Origin of the sequence: Lapillicoccus sp., assembly GCF_036559105.1 — a bacterium.
Classification (GTDB): Bacteria; Actinomycetota; Actinomycetes; order Actinomycetales; family Dermatophilaceae; genus Lapillicoccus.
The window spans coordinates 1-20097 of record NZ_DATBTV010000081.1 but is presented as its reverse complement, the minus strand read 5'-3'; the positions used below and the strand labels follow the sequence as shown (position 1 = coordinate 20097).

The 20097-nt window shown below is 71.8% G+C and carries 20 protein-coding genes; 12 read left to right on the top strand and 8 right to left on the bottom strand.

The features are described 5' to 3' along the window. Nucleotides 1-12: 12 nt before the first annotated feature. Both VIG79_RS10595 and VIG79_RS10590 read right to left on the bottom strand, forming a co-directional pair. Entirely contained in the window at nucleotides 13-588 is a 576-nt protein-coding gene (locus VIG79_RS10595) for an isoprenylcysteine carboxylmethyltransferase family protein (protein ID WP_331885348.1), read from the bottom strand. Nucleotides 589-896: 308 nt separating this feature from the next. After that, complete coding sequence (locus tag VIG79_RS10590; RefSeq protein ID WP_331885347.1) at nucleotides 897-1337, bottom strand: VOC family protein; 441 nt, start codon at nucleotides 1335-1337, stop codon at nucleotides 897-899. Between the two features lie 109 nt (nucleotides 1338-1446). Between VIG79_RS10590 and VIG79_RS10585 the strand changes: the two genes are divergently transcribed. Genes VIG79_RS10585 through VIG79_RS10550 form a run of 8 tightly spaced genes read left to right on the top strand, consistent with a single transcriptional unit; the run spans nucleotide 1447 to nucleotide 8528 of the window. Continuing rightward, complete coding sequence (locus VIG79_RS10585) at nucleotides 1447-2421, top strand: AAA family ATPase (protein ID WP_414672616.1); 975 nt, start codon at nucleotides 1447-1449, stop codon at nucleotides 2419-2421. Nucleotides 2422-2444: 23 nt separating this feature from the next. Continuing rightward, nucleotides 2445-3329: a DUF58 domain-containing protein gene (locus VIG79_RS10580; protein ID WP_331885345.1), complete on the top strand. Its 885-nt coding sequence runs from the start codon at nucleotides 2445-2447 to the stop codon at nucleotides 3327-3329. Beyond that, nucleotides 3319-3789 carry a hypothetical protein gene (locus VIG79_RS10575; RefSeq protein ID WP_331885343.1) on the top strand — a complete coding sequence of 157 codons (471 nt, stop codon included), beginning with the start codon at nucleotides 3319-3321 and terminating at the stop codon, nucleotides 3787-3789. Before VIG79_RS10580 ends, VIG79_RS10575 begins: the two co-directional genes overlap by 11 nt. Next, nucleotides 3780-4802, top strand: a complete 1023-nt coding sequence (locus tag VIG79_RS10570) for a VWA domain-containing protein (RefSeq protein WP_331885341.1) — start codon at nucleotides 3780-3782, stop codon at nucleotides 4800-4802. The genes VIG79_RS10575 and VIG79_RS10570 overlap by 10 nt, the downstream gene beginning before the upstream one ends. Beyond that, nucleotides 4799-5989 carry a vWA domain-containing protein gene (locus VIG79_RS10565; RefSeq protein WP_331885339.1) on the top strand — a complete coding sequence of 397 codons (1191 nt, stop codon included), beginning with the start codon at nucleotides 4799-4801 and terminating at the stop codon, nucleotides 5987-5989. The genes VIG79_RS10570 and VIG79_RS10565 overlap by 4 nt, the downstream gene beginning before the upstream one ends. After that, nucleotides 5986-6789: a hypothetical protein gene (locus VIG79_RS10560; RefSeq protein WP_331885337.1), complete on the top strand. Its 804-nt coding sequence runs from the start codon at nucleotides 5986-5988 to the stop codon at nucleotides 6787-6789. The genes VIG79_RS10565 and VIG79_RS10560 overlap by 4 nt, the downstream gene beginning before the upstream one ends. A 48-nt stretch (nucleotides 6790-6837) precedes the next feature. Next, on the top strand, nucleotides 6838-7767 hold the full coding sequence (locus VIG79_RS10555) for an aldo/keto reductase (RefSeq protein ID WP_331885335.1): 930 nt from the start codon (nucleotides 6838-6840) through the stop codon (nucleotides 7765-7767). A 29-nt stretch (nucleotides 7768-7796) separates the two neighbouring features. After that, entirely contained in the window at nucleotides 7797-8528 is a 732-nt protein-coding gene (locus VIG79_RS10550; protein ID WP_331885333.1) for a dienelactone hydrolase family protein, read from the top strand. Here VIG79_RS10550 and VIG79_RS10545 read toward each other — a convergent pair. From VIG79_RS10545 to VIG79_RS10530, 4 genes are all read right to left on the bottom strand, one after another. After that, on the bottom strand, nucleotides 8525-8950 hold the full coding sequence (locus VIG79_RS10545) for a PPOX class F420-dependent oxidoreductase (protein WP_331885331.1): 426 nt from the start codon (nucleotides 8948-8950) through the stop codon (nucleotides 8525-8527). The genes VIG79_RS10550 and VIG79_RS10545 overlap by 4 nt on opposite strands. A 52-nt stretch (nucleotides 8951-9002) precedes the next feature. Then, the gene (locus VIG79_RS10540; protein ID WP_331885329.1) at nucleotides 9003-9959 is read right to left on the bottom strand and encodes a sucrase ferredoxin; all 957 of its coding nucleotides are present in this window, start codon (nucleotides 9957-9959) and stop codon (nucleotides 9003-9005) included. Then, nucleotides 9956-12424 carry a DNA topoisomerase IV subunit A gene (locus tag VIG79_RS10535; protein WP_331885327.1) on the bottom strand — a complete coding sequence of 823 codons (2469 nt, stop codon included), beginning with the start codon at nucleotides 12422-12424 and terminating at the stop codon, nucleotides 9956-9958. The genes VIG79_RS10540 and VIG79_RS10535 overlap by 4 nt, the downstream gene beginning before the upstream one ends. Nucleotides 12425-12623: 199 nt before the next feature. Beyond that, the gene (locus tag VIG79_RS10530) at nucleotides 12624-13235 is read right to left on the bottom strand and encodes a nitroreductase family protein (RefSeq protein WP_331885325.1); all 612 of its coding nucleotides are present in this window, start codon (nucleotides 13233-13235) and stop codon (nucleotides 12624-12626) included. 44 nt (nucleotides 13236-13279) lie between these two features. Here VIG79_RS10530 and VIG79_RS10525 point away from each other — a divergent pair, with 44 nt between their 5' ends. After that, a complete protein-coding gene (locus tag VIG79_RS10525; protein ID WP_331885323.1) occupies nucleotides 13280-15958 on the top strand; it encodes a GNAT family N-acetyltransferase in 2679 nt (892 codons plus the stop codon). Nucleotides 15959-16007: 49 nt separating this feature from the next. On the opposite strand, the gene VIG79_RS10520 is transcribed toward VIG79_RS10525, so the two are convergent. Together VIG79_RS10520 and VIG79_RS10515 are read right to left on the bottom strand one after the other, a co-directional pair. Further along, complete coding sequence (locus VIG79_RS10520; protein ID WP_331885321.1) at nucleotides 16008-16391, bottom strand: DUF2304 domain-containing protein; 384 nt, start codon at nucleotides 16389-16391, stop codon at nucleotides 16008-16010. Beyond that, nucleotides 16391-17170 carry a glycosyltransferase family 2 protein gene (locus VIG79_RS10515; RefSeq protein WP_331885319.1) on the bottom strand — a complete coding sequence of 260 codons (780 nt, stop codon included), beginning with the start codon at nucleotides 17168-17170 and terminating at the stop codon, nucleotides 16391-16393. The genes VIG79_RS10520 and VIG79_RS10515 overlap by 1 nt, the downstream gene beginning before the upstream one ends. A gap of 72 nt (nucleotides 17171-17242) precedes the next feature. Here VIG79_RS10515 and VIG79_RS10510 point away from each other — a divergent pair, with 72 nt between their 5' ends. The 3 genes from VIG79_RS10510 (at nucleotide 17243) to VIG79_RS10500 (ending at nucleotide 19803) form a co-directional block, all read left to right on the top strand. Next, entirely contained in the window at nucleotides 17243-17863 is a 621-nt protein-coding gene (locus tag VIG79_RS10510) for a DUF5998 family protein (RefSeq protein WP_331885317.1), read from the top strand. A 17-nt stretch (nucleotides 17864-17880) separates the two neighbouring features. Then, nucleotides 17881-19020: a nucleotide pyrophosphatase/phosphodiesterase family protein gene (locus VIG79_RS10505; RefSeq protein WP_331885315.1), complete on the top strand. Its 1140-nt coding sequence runs from the start codon at nucleotides 17881-17883 to the stop codon at nucleotides 19018-19020. Between the two features lie 102 nt (nucleotides 19021-19122). Further along, complete coding sequence (locus VIG79_RS10500) at nucleotides 19123-19803, top strand: thymidine kinase (RefSeq protein WP_331885313.1); 681 nt, start codon at nucleotides 19123-19125, stop codon at nucleotides 19801-19803. Nucleotides 19804-20097: the final 294 nt, after the last annotated feature.

Genomic DNA, 20097 nt, shown 5'->3' with positions numbered 1-20097 from the left:
TGGTTCCGGCGGTCACCAGACGAAGGGGACCAGCCGCTGATGGGTCGCGGCGTACTCGCGGTACGCGGCGCCGACGTCGCTGCTCAGCGCGCGCTCCTCGACCGTGATCCGGTAGACCAGACCCGCGGTGACCGCCACGACGAGGGCGGCGAGCGACAGCCAGTTGCCCACGTAGAGACCGCCGGCAGCCGCAGCGAGGAGCAGGGCGGTGTAGGCCGGGTGTCGCACGAACCGGTAGGGGCCAGTCGTCACCACGACCTGGTCGGCGCTGGTCTGGACGGTGAAGGTGAAGTACCGCCCCAACGTCCAGAACGCCCACTGCCGCAACGCTCTGGCCGCCAGCAGCAGGACCAGTCCGCACCACGCCGCGACCACCCGGTCGCCCATCGCGAGACCCGGAAGCCCTCGAGACGCGGCGACCGCCAGCGCGATCCCCACCACCGCTGCGACCCCGATGAGTGCTCGGCTGCCACGGTCACCCTGGCGCGCCTCCGGGCGTGAGTGCCGGCTCTGCCGCAGCTCGAGGACGACCCAGAGGACACCGCTCAGCGCGGTCAGCCAGGCCAGCGCGGTGGGGAACTGGGCCACCCTCCGAGGGTAGGGACGTCGGCTGCGCGTCTGCTGCGAGGGGCGGTCGACCACCCGGCGCGAACCCGCGTTGGGGTGTCAGGCGATCGGGCCTCGTAGACGGGTGCTTCACGTCGCGGGTCATGTCGCGCCTGAGGTCGTGATCACGACATGACCCGCGACATGACCCGCGACATGACCCGCGACGTCTCCGGAGGGGTGTCGCCGCGCCCGTCACGGAGTGGGCAGAGGTCGCGTCAGAACCCGCCGGGTGTCGTCAGGGCCGCACCGACCGCACTCTGACACGCACTCTGAGCGCTCACCGGGACCTAGTCGGCGGCTGCCGGGGGCGGTGCCACGAAGATGCAGAAGGGGTGTCCCACCGGGTCGGCGTAGACGTAGAGCGGTTCGTCCTCGTCGTCGGAACGGTCGAGCAACAGCCGGGCGCCGAGTGCGAGCGCTCGGTCATGCTCCCGCTCGAAGGCTTGCCGGGTGGTGACGGCGAGGTCCAGGTGCAGCTGTTGCGGGACGCCGGGCCCCGGCCAGGTCGACGGCGGCAGGTCGTCGACCTGCTGGAAGGCGAGCTGGCTGCCGCCCGGGTTGCGGAGCACCAGCCAGTCCCGACCGCGCTCGTCGTCCTGCTCCCCTGGCGGGGGCTCGTCGCCCGGCCGGTACGCGAGTCCGAGGAGCTCGCGGTAGAACTCGGCCAGGCCACGGGCATCGGTGGTGTCGAGGACGGTCTGGCGCAGCAGCAGCGGGTCGTCGGCCATGGGTACAGGCATACCGGATGGCCAGCGGGGCGAGCCGGTATGCGGACTGGCGGCGGCGCATACCAACGTTGTTTACGATGACGCGGTGGAACAGCCCTCCGGACCCGTCCTGCGCACCGACGAGGTGTCGTGGGCGGGAGACACGTTGGAGCGGCTGTCGGAGGCGTTCGGCGGCAAGGTCGTCGGTCAGGGCCGGTTGCAGGAGACGCTGCTGATCGGACTGCTGACCGGGGGTCACATCCTTCTGGAGAGCGTCCCCGGCCTGGCCAAGACGACCGCCGCGTCGACGCTGGCCCACGCCGTCAGCGGGTCGTTCAGCCGGATCCAGTGCACCCCCGACCTGCTGCCCAGCGACATCGTCGGCACCCAGGTCTACGACGCGTCGACCGCGGGCTTCACCACGCACCTCGGCCCGGTGCACGCCAACATCGTCCTGCTCGACGAGATCAACCGCGCCTCGGCCAAGACCCAGAGCGCCATGCTCGAGGCGATGCAGGAGCGGCAGACCTCCATCGGCGGCCAGGCGTACCCGCTGCCGGCGCCGTTCCTGGTCCTCGCCACCCAGAACCCCATCGAGCAGGAGGGCACCTACGTCCTGCCCGAGGCGCAGCTCGACCGGTTCATGCTCAAGGACGTCCTCGACTACCCGACCCTCGAGGAGGAGGCCGAGGTCCTCTACCGGATCGACGCCGGCGTCTTCCGCGAGGACCAGAAGCCCGTGGTCGGCATCGACGACGTCATGCGGCTGCAGGAGCTGACCCGACGCGTCTACCTGGACCCGGCGATCGTCCGCTACGCCGTCGGCCTGGTCTACGTCACCCGCCACTCGGAGACCTACATCGCCCCCGATCTCGCGCGCTACGTCGAGTTCGGCGCCAGCCCGCGCGGGAGCATCGCCTTCACCCAGGCCGCCCGGGCCCGGGCCATCCTCGCCGGGCGCGACCACGTCGTGCCGGAGGACATCAAGGCGCTGGCCCATCGAGTGCTGCGTCACCGCGTCGTCCTCGGGTTCGAGGCGATCGCCGACGACACGCGCGTCGAGACCGTCGTCGACGCGCTCGTCGCCACCGTCCGTACGCCGTAGCCCCGACAAGGAAAGCCGCTTCCGTGCCCGCGCTGCTGACCCCAGTGAAGAGCAAGCTCTTCATCGTCGCTCACCGGCGTACCTGGGGTCTGCTCGACGGCGAGTACGCGTCGGTGTTCCGCGGGCGCAGTCTCGACTACGACGACCTGCGCGAGTACGTGATCGGCGACGAGGTCCGCGACATCGACTGGAAGGCGACCGCCCGGCACGGCAGCCCGCTGGTCAAGCGGTGGATCGCCAGCCGCACTCAGACCCTCCTCTTCGTCGTCGACACCGGCCGCGGGATGGCCGCCCAGACAACGAGTGGCGAGCCGAAGTCGGCGGTCGCGATCACCCTGGTCGGGATGCTCGGCTACCTCGGGCTGCGGCACGGCGACCTGGTCGGCCTGGTCGAGGGCGACTCCGAGGCGACCCACGGATATGCGGCGCAGGGTCGAGAGGGCCACCTCGAGCGGCTCCTCCGGGTCATCCAGGCCCACACCACTCTGGCGTCGCCGAAGAGCCGGATCCGCGACCAGCTCGAGTACGTCGGTACTCACTACCGGCAGCGGCTGCTCCTCGTCATCGTGGCCGACGAGCACGAGCTGGCGGAGGCGGACGTCAACCTCGTCCGCCGGCTTCACGCGCAGCACGAGATCCTCTGGGTCACCGTCGAGGACGCCGACCCCACGGCCGCCGGTCATGGCAACAGTGCCGTCGACGTGGGGGAGGACGTCGTCCTGGCGCCCGAGGTCCGCTTCGACGCGCGCCTGCACGACGCATACGCCACCGCCGTGGAGGCCCGTCGCAAGGCCCTCGAGTCGACCCTGGAGGGGCTCGGCATCGTCCACGTTCGCGTCGGCTCGACCGACAAGGTTCTGGGGACGATGTTCCGGATGCTCGAGAGGCAGCGCCGCCGTGGCCGCTGACTTCTACGCCCCCATGACCTACTCGCCGGTCTGGCTCTACCTGGGGATCGTCATCCTCATGGCGATCGTCGGGTGGGCCGTCGTCATCTGGGCCCAGACCCGGCCGGGCCGCACGCCGCGGGAACCGGAACCCCCGGCCGGCTGGCGGATGGCGCGGCTCAAGGGCGACTACATCGAGCGCATCGACGAGATCGTCCGGCTCGCCGACGCGGGGGACATCGACGCCCGGCGCGCCCACCAGGAGCTCAGTCTCGCCCTGCGCCAGTTCGTCCAGGAGGCGTCCGGGATCAGCGCGCCGACGATGACCCTCTCCGAGCTCGGCCACTCACGGAACCCGATGCTCGCGCCGGTCACCGAGGTCGTGCGGGGCATCTACCCGGTCGAGTTCGGCCCTGACCGGCACACCTCGGTCTTCCAAGCGGCCACGTACGCGCGTCAGGTGGTGGCCGAGTGGACCTGACCTGGCTGGAGACGGCCCTGGCCCCGTTCCTGGGCGGCACCCTGAGCCAACCGCTGCTCGTCCTGCCGGCCCTCGGCGCAGCCGTCGTGGTCGCCATGGTGGTGTGGCTCGTGCTCCGCCGTCGCGGCGAGCCGGTACCTGTGGCGCTGGCCAACACCGAGCTGCTGCGCACCCTGCCGGAGTACCACCGGGCCGTCCGTCGCCAACGGTGGCTGGTCGCGGGCGGTGTCGCGCTCGTCGGCCTCCTCGCCGTGGCCGCGGTCCTCGGGGCGGCTCGTCCGGTCCAGCGGGTGACCCTCGTCGACCAGAAGGACAACCGCGACATCGTCCTCTGCCTCGACGTGTCGGGGTCGATGATCGACGTCGACGCCGAGGTCGTCTCGACCTTCCTGCGGCTGGCCGACGGGTTCCGCGGCGAGCGGATCTCGATGGTGATCTTCAACAGCTCGGCGGTGCCGGTCTTTCCGCTCACCGACGACTACGACTTCGTCGGCGACCAGCTGCGCCGCGCACAGCGCTCGCTAACCCTCGTCGACGGCAAGGACCCGTTCTTCGCCGGCACGCTCAACGGTGCGGGCAGCTCCCTCATCGGTGACGGTCTGGCGACCTGCGTCCGCAGCTTCGACCACCCCGAGCTGCAGCGCGCCCGGTCGGTCATCCTCGCCTCCGACAACGAGGCCGCGGGCAAGTCGCTGTTCACCATGCCGGAGGGCGGCCAGCTGGCCAAGGCGGCCGGTATCCAGGTCTACGGCATGAATCCCTCCGACAACCCGTCGTCCAGCGCGGCGGTTGAGATGCGCCAGGTCGTCGAGGCCACGGGCGGCATCTACTTCGCCCTCAACGACGTGAGTGCCGTGCGTCGAACGCTGGAGGCGGTGACCGCGCGTGAGGCGACCCGGATCCCCAGTGCGCCGCGCACGGTCATCCACGACGTGCCCGGCGTCCCGATCGCCCTGGCGGCGCTCGCGGTGCTGGGGTTCCTGGGCATCCGGCGGATCCGGTGGCGACGATGAACGCGCTTTCGGGTCTGTCGTTCCTGCCGGTGGCGCCCTGGCCGGTGCTGTTCCTCCTCACCGCGATCGGGCTGGCCCTCGTCTGGTGGCCGGCCGGCCCCCGCGAGCGGTCGGAGTCGACGGTCGCCCGCGGCCGGCGGACCGCCATCGTCGTCCTGCTGCTGGTCGCCGCCCTCCGGCCAGCCATCCCGGGCAACGACGTCCGGGTCGACGCCAGCGCGGTCGACGTCTACCTCGTCGTCGACACCACGTCGTCAGTGATGGCCCGCGACTACGGCGACGCCAGGCCGCGCCTCGAGGGCGTCCGCACCGACATCAAGGCGCTGGTCAACCAGCTGACCGGGGCGCGGTTCGCGTTGATGACCTTCGACATCGACACGACGCTGCGGCTCCCGCTGACGAGCGACGGCGCCGCGGTGTCCGCGGCCGCCGACACCCTTCGTCCGGAGACCTCGGTCTGGTCGCGGGGCTCGAGCATCACCATCGCGTCGCCCCAGCTGCGCACCGCTCTCGAGCGGGGACGCGACACCCACCCGGAACGCGCCCGGCTCGTCTTCTACCTCGGTGACGGCGAGCAGACGGCCGCGCAGGACCCCCGGCCGTTCGACGTCGACGGCCAGCTCATCAACGGCGGTGCGGTCCTCGGCTACGGCACGGCGGCCGGCGGTCGGATGGCGATCACGGCGGCGTTCGAGACCGGCGACATCGTCGACCCGTCGACCGGCAAGCCCGCGGTCTCGGTGATCGACGAGAAGCAGCTCACCGCAATCGCCAAGCAGCTCGGTGTGCCCTACGTCCACCGCACCACCGACGACGGCGGGCTGGGCATCATCGGGTCGATCCAGCTCAAGGAGCTGGCTCCGCTGCGGGCCACCGAGTCCGCCGAGATCGTCGGCGGCCGGTCGGAGCTCGGCTGGGTCGCCCTGCTCCTCGTGGCCCTCCTCGCGGCCTGGGAGCTGGGAGCCCTGGTCGCCGCCGCATCGCGAGCACGTCGTCCGGCCCGCCCGGTCGCCTCCACCGCCGGGCTACAGATCTCCCCGAGAGCCGGTATGCGGCTGGCTGCGTTGCGTCCCAGCCGGATTCGCAGTCGTGGGCACGACCGCCGATTCCCGACCGACCCAGCGCCACCTCTGGACCCCACGGCACCGCGTGCGGTCGAGACGTCCGGAACGGGCGGTCGGCCATGACGACGATAAGCCCGTTGCGACCAGAGTCCGGCGGCCGTGAGCCGCGCGACGACGACGGCTCCGACCGACCCTGGTGGCGGATGCTGGCCACCGACCCGGAGACCGACGAGGCGCGGGCGGCCCGGCTGCGGTTGCGCAAACGGCTCATCCTCTGGTCGCTGCCGTTCGTCGTCCTCCTGGCGCTCGTCGCCACCAAGCTGCTGACGATGGTCTCGCTGGGCGACCAGGCCTTGAGCTCGTACACCGCCGGCAACGTGACCGGGACGGAGGACGCCGCGAGACGGCTCGGCCTCCTCAACCTCATCGAGGCGCACAAGGCCCCGTTCGCCCGTGGCGACGCCCGCGTGCTCGCGGGGGACTACGAGGGCGCCCGTGCGGCGTTCGAGGAGTCCCTCGTCCTGGCGCCCCCAGACTCTCGCGAGGCCTGCCAGATCCGGGTCAACCTCGCGCTCAGCCTCGAGAAGCTCGGCCAGGCGGCGCAGAACGCCGGGCACGCCGACCAGGCGAAGCAGTACCTCGACCGCGTGCAGCAGGTGGTGAACGAAGCGCCGCCCAGCTGTTTCGAGGGTGACGCACAGGACGAGGAGGGCCAGCAGCTGCGGGACGCCCAGCAGCAGGCACAGGACCAGAACCAGCAGCAGCAGGACCAGCAGAACCAGCAGAACCAGCAGCAGGACCAGCCGAGCCAGGACAAGCAGCAGCAGCTCGACGAGAAGACGCAGGAGAACCTCCAGCAGCGGCAGCAGGGCGACGAGCAGAACGGCGCCGTGACCAAGCCGCCGGTCGACAAGCCCTGGTAGGCCGACCCCGCCAGGCACCTCCCAGCCCGTGGCTGACAGGGTGAGGTGGTGACCTCGCTCAGCTTCGGCCCGGTGGTGTTCGGCGGCAACGTCTTCGGCTGGACGGTGGGCCGCGACGACGCCTACGCCGTCCTCGACGCCTTCCTCGACGGCGGCGGCCGGTCGATCGACTCCGCCGACTCCTACACGCAGTTCGTCCCCGGCAACGTGGGCGGCGAGTCCGAGGCGCAGATCGGCGACTGGATGGCCGAGCGCGGTTGCCGAGACCGGCTCGAGATCCACACCAAGGTGTCGAGCAAGCGCGACCGGCCCGGCCTCAGCGCTCGCAACATCGTCCTCGCCGCGGAGGACTCGCTGCGGCGGCTGCGCACAGACCACATCGACCTCTACTACGCCCACCAGGACGACCCTGAGGTGCCGCAGGAGGAGTACGTCGTCGCCTTCGACTCGCTCGTGCAGGCGGGGAAGGTCCGGGAGGTCGGCGCGTCCAACTTCAGCTCCGGTCGGCTGCGCGGTGCTCTCGACCTCGCCGCCGACCAGGGTCTCACCGGGTTCACCGTCGCGCAGGACAAGTGGAGCCTCGTCGAGCGCGGCATCGAGGGCGAGCTGCTGCCGACCCTCGCCGACCGCGGGGTGGTCGAGCTCCCGTATGCGTCGTTGGCCGCCGGGTTCCTCACCGGCAAGTACCGAGCCGGTCAGCCGGTCCAGTCCGCCCGCGCCCAGTCCGCAGGCCGCTACCTCGACCACCCGGGCAGTGCGGGCCTGCTGTCATCGCTGGACGAGGTCGCTGCGGCCCACGACGCGTCGGTCACGGCGGTCTCGCTCGCCTGGCTGCGCGCCCAGCCGACGGTGGGCGCGCCGATCGCCAGCGCGCGTACCCCGGAGCAGGTGTCGACGCTGCTCTCCTCGGCCGACCTGGAGCTGACCGCCGACGAGCTGGCCCGGCTCACGGCCGCGTCCCAGCCGTTCGTCGCCTAGCTCCCGACGGGTGGGTGCAGACTCCAACCATGTGTTTCTCGAGCGACCAGCACCCGCCCCTGCCGCCCCGGTCGAGCGACGTGGGAGACCACGGGCCGACCGTCCTGACCTCAGCGGACGGCACCCGCTTCGCCGCATACGACGCCGTCCCGGTGACCCGACGAGGAGCCTCGCTCGTCCTGCTGCCGGACATCCGCGGGATGCACCCGTACTACTCGGACCTCGCGATCGCGTTCGCCCAGGCCGGGATCGACACCGTCGCAATAGACCCGTACGCGCGTACGGCCGGCCTCACCGACCGCGGCGAGGACTTCGACTTCCGCCCGCACGCGCAGGCCATGGAACGGTCCACGCTGCTCGCCGACGCACACGTCGCGAAGGACCGGTTGGCCGAGCGCAGCGACGACCCGGTGTTCACGCTGGGGTTCTGCAAGTTCGGTGGCGAGTCGTGGGCGCTCGCCGCGACCGACCTCGGCGCGGCCGGCTGCATGGGCTTCTACGGGAAGCCGCCCGCCGTCATGGACCTCGTCCCGTCGATGACCGCGCCGGTACTCGTGCTGGCCGCCGGCGCCGACGCGGCCACCTCGCCCGAGGAGAACGCCGCGTTCGACCAGGCGTTGACCGACGGTGCGGTCGACCACGTCTTCGTCGAGTACGCGGGCGCGCCGCACTCGTTCTTCGACCGCTCGTTCGCGGAGTGGGAGGACGCCTGCTCCGACGCGTGGCGCCAGATGTTGGCCTTCGTGGACGCCCGCCGCTAGGACCCGCTCGCGACCCAGGGGCCCACGCCGCCGATCCGGTCGACCCGGTAGCGGATGACGAACCCCGGCCGCTGCGGGGCCGGGAAGGTCGTCTCCGGCGACACGTAGACCTTGGCCAGCCGGTCCAGCAGGTCCCACGCCTCGTCGCTGGGCTCGACCGTCGCGTGGGCGTGGACCACCGCGTAGGGGTTGAGGAACACGCCCGGCGTGCGAGGAGCGTCCATGGAGATGACGGTGCGCGGGTCCCGCTCGACGTTGCGCATCTTGGCCCCGTGGTGCAGGTGGCCGGTCACGAGGTCGTCGCCGTCCAGGCCCACCCAGACGACGGACACCTGCGGCGACCCGTCGGCGTTGAGGGTTGTCACGTGGGCCATCGGACCCGACTGGACCAGGTCGACAAGCTCGGTGGGGATGGTTGCCATGCCCGCACAACGCTCGCCGGCCGAGGATTCGTCCCGTCGGGGCAGACCGGGGTCAGACCGGCCGGACGGACGCGGTCCAGGTGCGGGCCGGTACCTCGGGCTCCCCACAGGAGTTGCGGCGGCGCTCACCCTCCACCACGGATAGGGCGACGGTCCACCGGCGGCCGTCGCGGTGGGACACGCGGACCTCGAGCGGCGCGTAGAGCACGGCGGTGAGGGCGTCGAGGTCGGTCTCGCCGATCTCGTCGCGGACCGCGGACTCGCCCACCTGGACGGGGGGCGCATAAGCGCTGCTCCCGCGGTCGTGCCACGGCCCCAGCATCCCGAACGGCAGGTCGCCCAGGTCTGCGGACTCGAGCAGCTCGCCGACCGACGTCATGTCGAGACGGCCGAGCGTGCGACCCCAGGGCAGCAGCACTCCAGTGGGGGAGAAGCGATGACCGCCGGTGTGCGAGCACTCCCAGACCCGCCCGGGGTGGCGCTGGTGCCCGGTCAGGGCCACCGGCCGCCCGCGGATCGCGCAGCAGACGTCGTGCCGCCCGTTGGTGCAGACGAGGAAAATCGGCTCGCTGGGCCGGAACTGGGGCAGCGCGGCGCGGACGGCCTCGAGGTCTCCCGACGCCAGCGCCTCGAACGGGAGCCGTAGCAGGTCCTCCGGAGTCTCCATGCGGCCGACCAGGAGGAACGCGTTCGGCCCGCTCCAGGCGAGGTAGCAGAGCCGAGGACCGGTACGCGGGTCGGCGTGCTCGCCGGGCCGGCGGATCAGGCCGAGGCGTCCCCCGGCCGCCCGGCACGCGCGCGTCAGCTCGTCGCCGACGTCGGTCGGAAGGTACGACTGGGTCGCCGCGGTGCGTCCCCACGGTCCGTTCTGCTCGACGGCCACCCAGAAGCGCGCCGGCGCCGCGGTGCCGTAGAGCGACTCGGTCGTCGCGGCGTCCCACTCCACGGAGCACGCGTCGGGGGCACTGCGGCCATGGCTGTGCGAGCCGTCGTGATGGACCGTCGTCACGACGGGGTGCTCAGCGGACCGGCGATCCGCGCGATCACCGTGCCGACCGGCGTACCCGAGCCGTCCCGTCTGCCGGTGGCGGGCGGCAGCTCGACCGCGACGCCGTTGGCCGCGGCCGCCCGGGCGGGGGTCCCGCCGGCCCAGGCGAGCACGAGGATGTCCTCGCCCTTGAGGAACCGGTGACAGCGCACGCCGCCGGTGGCCCGACCCTTGGCGGGGTACTCCGCATACGGCGTCACCTTGAGCGCACCGGCCTCGGTGCCGGGGAGGGCGCCGGACGACCCACTCGACGTCACCACGACCGGGTCGGTTGCCGGGTCGACGACGCCGAACCAGACCGCCCGGTGCCCGGACGTGAGCTTGATCCCGGCCATGCCACCAGCGGGGCGACCCTGCGGGCGCACCTGCGACGCCGGGAAGTGCAGCAGCTGGGCGTCACTGGTGATGAAGACGAGGTCGGTACGGTCGTCGGCCGCGGCGGCCCCCACCACGGTGTCGCCGTCCTTGAGCCCGATCAGCTCGAAGTCGCTGCGCGCTGGGTAGTCGGTGGTGACCCGCTTGACCACGCCCTGGGCGGTCCCGAGGGCGAGGCCCGGAGAGTCGGTCGACACCGAGGCCAGGGTCAGCGGCTCCTCCCCTCGGGGCAGGTCGACGTAAGCGGCAAGTGGAGCGCCCCCGCCGAGCGACGGGGCACCGGCGGTGTCGGGGAGCGCCGGCAGCTCCATGGCCGAGAGGCGGATCATCCGCCCGCGACTGGTGACCAGCCCCACCTCACCGCGAGCGGTCGTCCGGACCGCTCCGACGATGACGTCGTGCTTGCTGCGCCCGCCCGCGCTCGCCAGCGGCTCGTCGGTGAGGGTGCGGGCGAGCAGCCCGGTCGACGAGAGCAGCACCCAGCAGGGGTCGTCGGTGACCTCGAGCGGGAGTGCTCCGCCGGCGGAGCTGGACACCGGCGTACCGGCGGACTCCAGCAGCATCGTCCGCCGCGGCGTGCCGTGGGCCTTGGCCACCTCGGCCAGCTCCGACGACACGGTGCGGAGCAGCAGCTTCTCGTCGCCGAGGATGGCCTTGAGCTCCTCGATCTGCTGCAGCAGCTCGGCCTTCTCGGTCTCCAGCTCGATCCGGGAGAACTTCGTGAGCCGGCGCAGCTGCAGGTCGAGGATGTAGGTCGCCTGCACCTCGGACAGGTCGAACACGTCCATCAGCCGGGCCCGGGCGGTGGCCGCGTCGTCGGAGCCGCGGATGAGCTGGATGACCTCGTCGATGTCGAGGATCGCGATGAGGAGACCCTCGACGAGGTGCAGCCGCTCCTCGCGACGGGCCAGCCGGTATGCGGTCCGTCGCCGGACGACGTCGGTGCGGAAGTCGACGTAGACCTTGAGCAGGTCCTTCAGCCCCAGGGTCCGGGGCTGGCCGTCGACGAGGGCGACGTTGTTGATGTTGAACGACTCCTCCATCGGGGTGAGCCGGTAGAGCTGCTCGAGCACGGCGTCGGGGTTGAACCCGTTCTTCACCTCGATGACCAGCTGCATGCCGTGGGCGCGGTCGGTGAGGTCCTTGACGTCGGCGATGCCCAGCAGCCGCTTGCTCTGGACGAGGTCCTTGATCTTCTCGATGACCTTCTCGGGGCCGATCAGGTAGGGGAGCTCCGTGACGACGATCCCCTTGCGGCGTGGGTTGATCGCGTCCACTCGCGCCGTCGCGCGAGTGCGGAAGGCGCCGCGACCGGTGAGGTAGGCGTCGCGGATGCCGTCGAGGCCGATGACCCGGCCGCCACCCGGCAGGTCGGGCCCGGGGACGAACTTCATCAGGTCGTCGAGGGAGCAGGTCGGGTTCGCGATGAGGTGCCGGGCCGCGCCGATGACCTCGACCAGGTTGTGCGGCGCCATGTTGGTGGCCATCCCGACGGCGATCCCGCTGGCGCCGTTGACCAGCAGGTTCGGGAAGGCCGCAGGGAGAACCGCGGGCTGGGTCTCGGTGTCGTCGTAGTTGGGGATGAAGTCGACGGTGTCCTCGGCGAGGCCGCCGACCATGAGCAGCGCGGCCGGGGCCATCCGGGCCTCGGTGTAGCGCGCGGCAGCGGGGCCGTCGTCGAGGCTGCCGAAGTTGCCGTGGCCGTCGATGAGGGGCAGCCGCATGGTGAACGGCTGGGCCATCCGGACGAGCGCGTCGTAGATGGCCTGGTCGCCGTGCGGGTGGTACTTGCCCATGACCTCGCCGACGACCCGCTGGCACTTCACGTGGGCCCGGTCGGGGCGCAGCCCCAGCTCGCTCATCCCGAACAGGATCCGTCGCTGGACCGGCTTCAGCCCGTCGCGGGCGTCCGGGAGGGCGCGGGAGTAGATGACGGAGTACGAGTACTCCAGGAAGGCGTTGCGCATCTCCTCCTCGACGTCGATGTCGATGATGCGTTCCTCGACCGGCTCGTCAGGGGTCGAGGGCGTACGCGTGGTGCTGCGCGGCATACGGGCTGGTGCTCCTTGCGTGGATGGGCCGTCCCCATCTTGGCCCACCCCGCGGCGCCGGTCCGGAGCGACCCACCGGTATGCGCCGGTGCCGACGACCACGACGATCCGCATCCCGACGACGCTTCGCGACGTTCAGGGGCTCTGCGACCACGATGATCCGCATCTCGACGCCTCTTCGCGCCGCGCCGGCCTCTGGTCAGCGGTGTGTGCCGAACTGGCCCCAGTGGACGACCTCCGCCGGGCCGCGCTTGCCGCGCTTCAGCGACGGGCTCTTGGGCCCCGGTACCTCGTACCCCAGCGCGACGACCCCGATGATCGTGCGCTCCCGAGGGATCCCGAACTCCTCGTGCACCTCGTCGTGACACTCCGGCGCCACCCCGAAGAACATCGCGCCCAGCCCGTTGTCGGTGGCCGTGAGCAGCATCAGCAGCGCGGCCATGCCGGTGTCGATGTCCCAGTAGGGCACCGGCCACCGTGACTCGCTGCGGTCGGTCCAGCCCTTGTCCGCCTCGGCGTACCGCTCGAGGTAGGCCTCCTGGTCGGAACAGCAGATGACGAGGGCCGGAGCGGACCGCATACCGCGCAGCCAGTGCGTCTCCTCCTCTTCCTCCTCCTTGGACGCCCTCCAGAACCGCTCCCGGTCCTCGGCCGCCGTCAGCACGACGAAGTCCCAGCCCTGGCTGAAACCGGCGCTCGGAGCGCGACAGGCGTTGTCGAGGACCGCCGCCAGCACCTCAGTCGGCACCGGTCGATCCGGGTCGTAGCGGCGAACCATGCGGCGGCGACGGACGACCTCCGAGAACTCCATGCAGCGATGCTGCCAGCCCGCCCACCGGATGGAACCATGGGCCCATGCCCCGAGACCGCCGGACCAGCAGGACCGCCGGTGTCGACCCGTCGCGGTGGGAGGCCGATGTCGTTCTCCGCGACGGGTCCGTGGGGCATGTGCGGCCGATCCGTCCCGACGACGCCGACGGCCTGCGCAGCTTCCACTCGGGGCAGTCGGACGAGTCGATCTACCTGCGGTTCTTCGCCCCGATCCGCGAGCTGAGCGACCGCGACGTCCACCGGTTCACGAATGTGGACAACGTCGACCGCGTCGCCCTCGTCGTGACGGTGCGGGGCGCGATCATCGGCATCGGCCGCTGGGACCGGATCGACCGCCGCTCCGCCGAGGTCGCCTTCAACATCTCGGACCACTACCAGGGCAAGGGCATCGGCTCGGTCCTGCTCGAGCATCTCGCCGCCATCGCGCAGGAGCTCGGCGTGGAGCAGTTCACCGCCGAGGTCCTCCCGCAGAACCGCCGCATGCTCAACGTCTTCAAGGAGGCGGGGTACGCGGTCCACCACCACTTCGAGGACGGCGTGGTCGAGGTGTCGTTCGACATCCGGCCGACCGAGCAGTCGAACGCCGTCCGAGTGGCCCGGGAGCACCGCGCCGAGTCGGTGAGCATGCACGGTCTGCTGCACCCGGCCTCGATCGCCGTCATCGGCGCCAGCCGCCGGGCCGCCTCCATCGGTAGCCGGTTCCTCGCCAACATCCTCGCGGGCGGGTATGCCGGTCCGGTCTACGCGGTGAACAACGAGGCCCTCGAAGTTCAGGGACTTCCCGCCTACGCGAGGGTCGCCGAGATCCCCGGGCCCGTCGACCTCGCCGTGCTCGCCGTCCCGGCAGACAACGTGCTCGACGTCGTGGACGAGTGCGCCGCGAAGGGCGTGCGCTACCTACTCGTCGCCTCGGCCGGCTTCGCCGAGAGCGGTGCGGACGGCACCGAGCGCCAGGAGCAGCTGCGCCGCCGCGCGCGGGAGAACGGGCTGCGGGTCGTCGGCCCGAACTCGTTCGGGCTGATCAACACCGACCCGGAGGTCCTGCTCAACGCCTCGCTGGCCCCGCGGCTGCCCGGTGCCGGCGGGCTGGGGCTCTTCGCGCAGAGCGGCGCGCTGGGGATCGCCGTGCTCGCGTCGGCCGACCGCCGGGGCCTGGGCGTCTCCGACTTCGCCTCCGCGGGAAACCGCGTCGACGTCTCCGGCAACGACCTCATGCAGTACTGGATCGACGACGACAACACCGCCGCAGTGGGCCTCTACCTCGAGTCCATCGGCAACCCGCGCAAGTTCTCCCGGATCGCCCGCGGCCTGGCCCAGCGGAAGCCGGTCATCGCCGTCTCCTCGGGAGTCTCCGCCTACGGCGCTCCTCCCGGCCACCGCGTCCGGCAGACCCACGTGCCGTCCGGTGCGTTCGGGGCGATGCTCCGGCAGGCCGGCGTCATCCGCGTGGAGAACGTCCACCAGCTGTTCGACGTCGCCCAGCTGGTGATCCACCAGCCGCTGCCCGCCGGACAGCGCGTCGCCGTCGTCGGCAACTCCGACGCGCTGGGCGCCCTCACCGCGCAGGCGGCGCTCAGCTGGGACCTCGAGATCTCGCATGGCCCGGTCTCGCTGCCCTCGGACGCGACCGCCGACCAGTTCGCCGCGGCCCTGCGGGAGGCGTTCGAGGACCCGGACGTCGACAGCGTCCTGACCTGTTTCATCCCCCCGCTAGAGACCGTCGACACGGAGGTGGTGGCCGCCGTCCGCGACGCCTCCCGCGCCAGCGACAAGACCTGCGTGGCGACGTTCCTCGGGATGTCCGGCGTCCACGAGGCGCTCGAGGTCGAGACCTCGGGAGACGCCTACCGGCGCGTCGTCCCCGCGTATGCCATGCCCGAGGATGCCGTCCGGGCGCTGGCCGCTGCGACGCGCTACAGCGAGTGGCGGACCAAGGATCGTGGCGACCCGGTCGACCCGGTCGACATCAACCGGGCGGCGGCGGTCGACCTGGTCGAGCAGGTGCTCGCCGACGCCCCGGAGGGTCGCGCCCTGACCCGGGCCGAGACGAGGAGCCTGCTGGCCGCGTACGGGATCACCGTGTGGGCGTCGCGGCTGGTGGACTCGGCGGACGAGGCGGTGGCCGCGGCCGACGCGCTGGGGTACCCGGTGATCCTCAAGACGACCTCACCGGTGCTGCGGCACCAGCCGGGACTGAGCGGCGTCCGCGCGGACCTGGCCGGCCCCGACGTGGTCCGTACCGCCATGAAGTCGATGCGCTCGCGCCTCGGACCGATCGCCGAGGGGTCGTTCCTCGTCCAGAAGATGGCCCCTCCCGGCGTGAGCTGCGTGCTCTCGAGCGTCGAGGACCCGCTCTTCGGCCCGGTGGTGAGCTTCTCCGTGGCCGGGCCGCCGACCGAGCTGCTGGGCGACATCGCCCACCGCATCCCGCCGCTGACCGACGTCGACGTGAAGGACCTGCTCTCCGCCGTGCGCGCAGCCCCGATGTTGAACGGCCACCGTGGCGCCATGCCGGTGCACCGTGCGGCGCTGGCCGACCTCGTGGCCCGGCTGTCCTGCCTGGCCGACGACCTCCCGGAGGTCGACCACGTCCAGATGAACCCGGTCAACGCCTGGACCGGCGGCGTCGACGTGCTCGACGCCGAGGCCTCGGTCCACCCCGCCATGACCCGGAAGGACGCCGACAAGCGGGTCATGACCTGATGTGTGCTGTCCGGAGCCGGAATTCCGCGCGCTTCAGAGCACGAACCGGCTACTCCTCGGGAGGGGCCGGCTGCTCGGGTCCTCCCGTGCGGCGCTCCAGCTCCAGGCGCAGGAGGGCCACCTCCTCGGCCACCGTCCGCGCCGACTCCTCGAGGCTGGAGATCTCGATGCTCAGCTGGATGCAGACGACCAGCAGGACGAGGAAGGCGAGGATGAAGACGAGGTTGATCGGGGTCGTGACGCCGGCCAGAGCGGTGAGCCAGCCGGTGATCGAGGGGATGAAGGTCAGCAGGACCACGCCGACGATGACCGCGAACCACAGGACGCTGTACTTCTCCCGCAGCCGCTGCGTGCGCAGCAGCCAGAACAGGGCGATGAGGAGCAGCGCCGCCACGACCAGGGCGAACGGGTAGCCGCTCTGCGAGAGGAGCATCAGGCGTCCAGCTCCTCGTACTGCCGGAACGTCCCACGCAGCTCCGGCCGTGGCCGGGTCAGGGCCAGCCCGAGCGCGAGGACGGCGCGCCCGAGGAAGGCCGCCGAGCGGGCCGGACCGTGCGACGGCTGGCCACCGGCCCGGGGCCGCATGACGACGCCTACCTCGCGGATCACGAGATGGGTCCGAGCCGCGACGACGAGGGACTCCACGGTGTCGCCGAGGTACTCCGCGGGGTACGAGCGCGCGAAGAGCGCGATCGCCCGCGGCCCGCAGGCCTTGAACCCCGACGTCGTGTCGGTCAGGCGGGTATGCGCGATGCGGGAGATCGTGCCGGACAGCATGCTCATCGCCCACCGGCGCGGCCCGCGGGCGAGGTAGGCGCCGTCGCCGGCGACCCGGGCACCGATGACGATGTCGGCGCCGTCGGCAAGGACGGAGAGCAGGGCGGGGATGTCGGCCGGGTTGTGCTGTCCGTCCGCATCGACCTGGACCGTCGCCGCATACCCCTGCCGGCGCGCATACCGGTAGCCGGTCCGCATGGCCCCCCCGACGCCCAGGTTCACGGCGAGGTGCGCGACGAACGCACCGGACGCCTCGGCGACCGCACCCGTGGCGTCGTCGGAGCCGTCGTCGACGACGAGGATGTCGGCGGGGACGCCGGCGTCGAGGAGGGCGCGTCGGGTCTCCTCGACCACCGCGGCGAGCGTCGTCTCCTCGTTCCACGCGGGAACGATGACGAGCACGCGCGACGGTTCGGGGCGGCGAACCGAGGTCACGCGGTCGAGGCTATCCCGTGCGACGGCAGCGCTCGGGGAGGTCGTCGGGCCCCGAAGTGCAAGGATGCGGATATGGCCACTCCACGCGACACGCGGTCAGCACCGGTGCTGCCGGCCGACCTCACGGCCGCCATCGAGCGGGCCGGCTACTACCCGGCGCTCGTCGCGGACGTCGTCGAGTCCGCCCTGGGCCCGGACGCCGTCGTCGCGCACCTCGTCCACCAGGAGACGACGTTCGACCAGGACGCCGTCCGACGCCACATCACCGTGCTCGCGATGACCCCCACCCGGCTGGTCATCGCCCACGCCGACGACCACGAGGTCGGTACCGGCGTCGAGGGCGAGGCCACCCTGCCGGTCGCCACGGCGACGAGCGAGACGGTCCCGCTGACCTCGGTCCGCGGCGTGATGCTCACCCACGTGATCAGCTCGCCGGACACCTACGTGCCCGGGACCCTTGGGCGCGAGATCACCCTCACGATCGGCTGGGGTGCCGTCGCCCGGATCGACATCGTCCCGGCCACCTGCGGCGACCCTGAGTGCGACGCCGACCATGGCTTCGAGGGCACCGTCGCGTCCGACGACATCTCCCTGCGGATCAGCGCCGACGCCGACGGCGACCGGGCGCTCACCGACGCGCTCGGCTTCGCCCGCTCGCTCTCCGGTTCCATCGGCGGACCCGTCCGGTCCTGACCGTCCTCCCCGCGCGCGTGCTGCCAGCCGCCCCGGACTACCGGTCGGGCTCCCTCGCCTCGGTGCTGCCCGCCGTGGCGCGAAGCCTCGGGTCGAGCCGGTATGCGACGGTGCCCGGTCTCGGGCTCGGGCCGGCCGACAGGGCGGTCGTCGTGCTCGTCGACGGACTCGGCTACGAGCAGCTCGTGCGGCGTTCGGGTCACGCTCCGTTCCTGCGGGCCAACCTCGACTCCACCCTCCGGCTGGACAGCGGCTTCCCGTCGACCACGGCGACCTCGATGGGCTCGTTCGGGACGGGGACGCCGCCGGGCCAGCACGGCCTGGTGGGGTACGAGGTGCTCGACCCCGAGCGCGACCTCGTCTTCAACGAGCTGTCATGGGAGAACGGCCCCGACCCGTTCCGGTGGCAGCCGACGTCGACGGTGTTCCAGGAGGTCCTGCTCGACGGGGTCGAGGTGACCCGGGTCGGGCCGGGCTTCTTCGACGGCTCGGGTCTGACCAACGCCGCGCTGCGGGGCGGCCGGTTCAGGGCGGCGTCGTCGATGGCCGACCGCGTCTCGGCGGCGGTCGACGCGGTCAAGGCCTCGCCGCACGCGCTCGTCTACCTCTACTGGGGTGAGCTGGACAAGGTCGGGCACGTCCACGGGCCGGCGTCGTGGGAGTGGGTCGACGAGCTCGAGTCGGTCGACCGCCACCTGTCGTCGCTGGCGACCCGCGTCCCGGCCGGCACCGCGATCCACGTCACCGCCGACCACGGGATGGTCGACGTACCGTTCGCGCACCGGGTCGACCTGGCGGGGGAGCCGGACCTGCTGACCGGCGTCCGCCACGTGGCCGGAGAGCCTCGAGCTGCCCAGCTGTACCTGTCGCCGGGCACGACACCGGCCGAGGTCGTGCAACGGTGGCAGGACCGGCTGGCCGACCGGGCCTGGCTGGGAACCCGTGACGAGATGGTCGACGCCGGGTGGTTCGGTGCGGTGCGTCCCGAGGTTCGGGACCGGATCGGTGACGTCCTCGCCATCATGCTCGACGACGGCGCGGTCGTCGACACGGCCCGGATGCGACCCGAGCTGCTGCGCCTGCGCGGGCTTCACGGGTCGGTCACCGACGAGGAGCGCGGCATACCGTTCGTCACGGTTGCGGCCCGCACCGTTTAGCCACTCCACGAGGTTGTCCGCCTCGCTCCTCCGGGAACCCCGGCCTGGGCCACTCCGCTTCGCTCCCCATGCCCCGCGCGCCCACAGCTAGAGTGACCGGCCGTGGCAGAGCTCGTCTTCTTCAACGGCACGATGGACTGCGGGAAGTCCACGCTCGCCCTGCAGATGCACCACAACCATGCGGCTCGTGGTCGCGCCGGGCTCATCTTCACCAAGCTCGACCGCGCCGGGACGGCGGTCCTGTCCTCACGGCTCGGTCTGTCCACCCCTGCCCTCGAGGTGACCGACGACCTCGACCTCTGGGAGGAGGTCGTCGGGATGGCCACCGCGGGCGGGCGGGTGGACTACCTCATCTGCGACGAGGCGCAGTTCTACACGCCCGCGCAGGTCGAGCAGCTGGCCCGGCTGGTGGACGAGATGGGTCTGGACGTCTTCGCGTTCGGGATCACGGCGGACTTCCGGGCGACCCTCTTCCCCGGTTCGCAACGGCTGATCGAGCTGTCCGACCGGGTCCAGGAGCTCCAGGTCGAGGCGCTGTGCTGGTGCGGTCGGCGCGCCACCCACAACGCGCGCGTCCTGAACGGCGTCATGGTCGTCGAGGGCGAGCAGGTCGTCGTCGGCGACACCTCGCCCGCGGCGAGCGGACTCGTCGAGTACGAGGTGCTGTGCCGTCGGCACCACATGCGCCGGATGACGTCGCACGCGGCCCGAGCGGCCGCCCTGTCGCCCGACATGCTGCCGTTCGGGCTGGACATCTGCCCGGTCCCGCCGCCCGCGATGTGACTCCCTGACCACGGTGAGGCGGATCGACCCGTATCGGGCGCCTCACCACAACGATCCGCAGCTCGACGACGGACTCAGGTGTGAGGCGCCGCGACTCGGACCGTGGTGGATTGTCGACGCGCGAGGTGGCGAACCCTGGCTGGGACCTCGCCGTGAGCGGGGTCAGTCGCGCTTGGCGCCGAACATGATGTCGTCCCACGAGGGGACCGACGGCCGCGGCTTGCGCCGGCTGGCCGCCTTCTTGACGGCGGGCGCCGGTTCGTCGACGAGGTCGGTCGACTCGGGCGTTGCGGG

What these genes read in the sequence shown, in the direction of transcription:
- VIG79_RS10590 (WP_331885347.1), bottom strand. Translation starts at nt 1,337, where the DNA reads ATGGCCGACGACCCGCTGCTGCTGCGCCAGACCGTCCTCGACACCACC.
- VIG79_RS10565 (WP_331885339.1), top strand. Translation starts at nt 4,799, where the DNA reads ATGAACGCGCTTTCGGGTCTGTCGTTCCTGCCGGTGGCGCCCTGGCCG.
- VIG79_RS10560 (WP_331885337.1), top strand. Translation starts at nt 5,986, where the DNA reads ATGACGACGATAAGCCCGTTGCGACCAGAGTCCGGCGGCCGTGAGCCG.
- VIG79_RS10550 (WP_331885333.1), top strand. Translation starts at nt 7,797, where the DNA reads ATGTGTTTCTCGAGCGACCAGCACCCGCCCCTGCCGCCCCGGTCGAGC.
- VIG79_RS10545 (WP_331885331.1), bottom strand. Translation starts at nt 8,950, where the DNA reads ATGGCAACCATCCCCACCGAGCTTGTCGACCTGGTCCAGTCGGGTCCG.
- VIG79_RS10535 (WP_331885327.1), bottom strand. Translation starts at nt 12,424, where the DNA reads ATGCCGCGCAGCACCACGCGTACGCCCTCGACCCCTGACGAGCCGGTC.
- VIG79_RS10530 (WP_331885325.1), bottom strand. Translation starts at nt 13,235, where the DNA reads ATGGAGTTCTCGGAGGTCGTCCGTCGCCGCCGCATGGTTCGCCGCTAC.
- VIG79_RS10525 (WP_331885323.1), top strand. Translation starts at nt 13,280, where the DNA reads ATGCCCCGAGACCGCCGGACCAGCAGGACCGCCGGTGTCGACCCGTCG.
- VIG79_RS10520 (WP_331885321.1), bottom strand. Translation starts at nt 16,391, where the DNA reads ATGCTCCTCTCGCAGAGCGGCTACCCGTTCGCCCTGGTCGTGGCGGCG.
- VIG79_RS10510 (WP_331885317.1), top strand. Translation starts at nt 17,243, where the DNA reads ATGGCCACTCCACGCGACACGCGGTCAGCACCGGTGCTGCCGGCCGAC.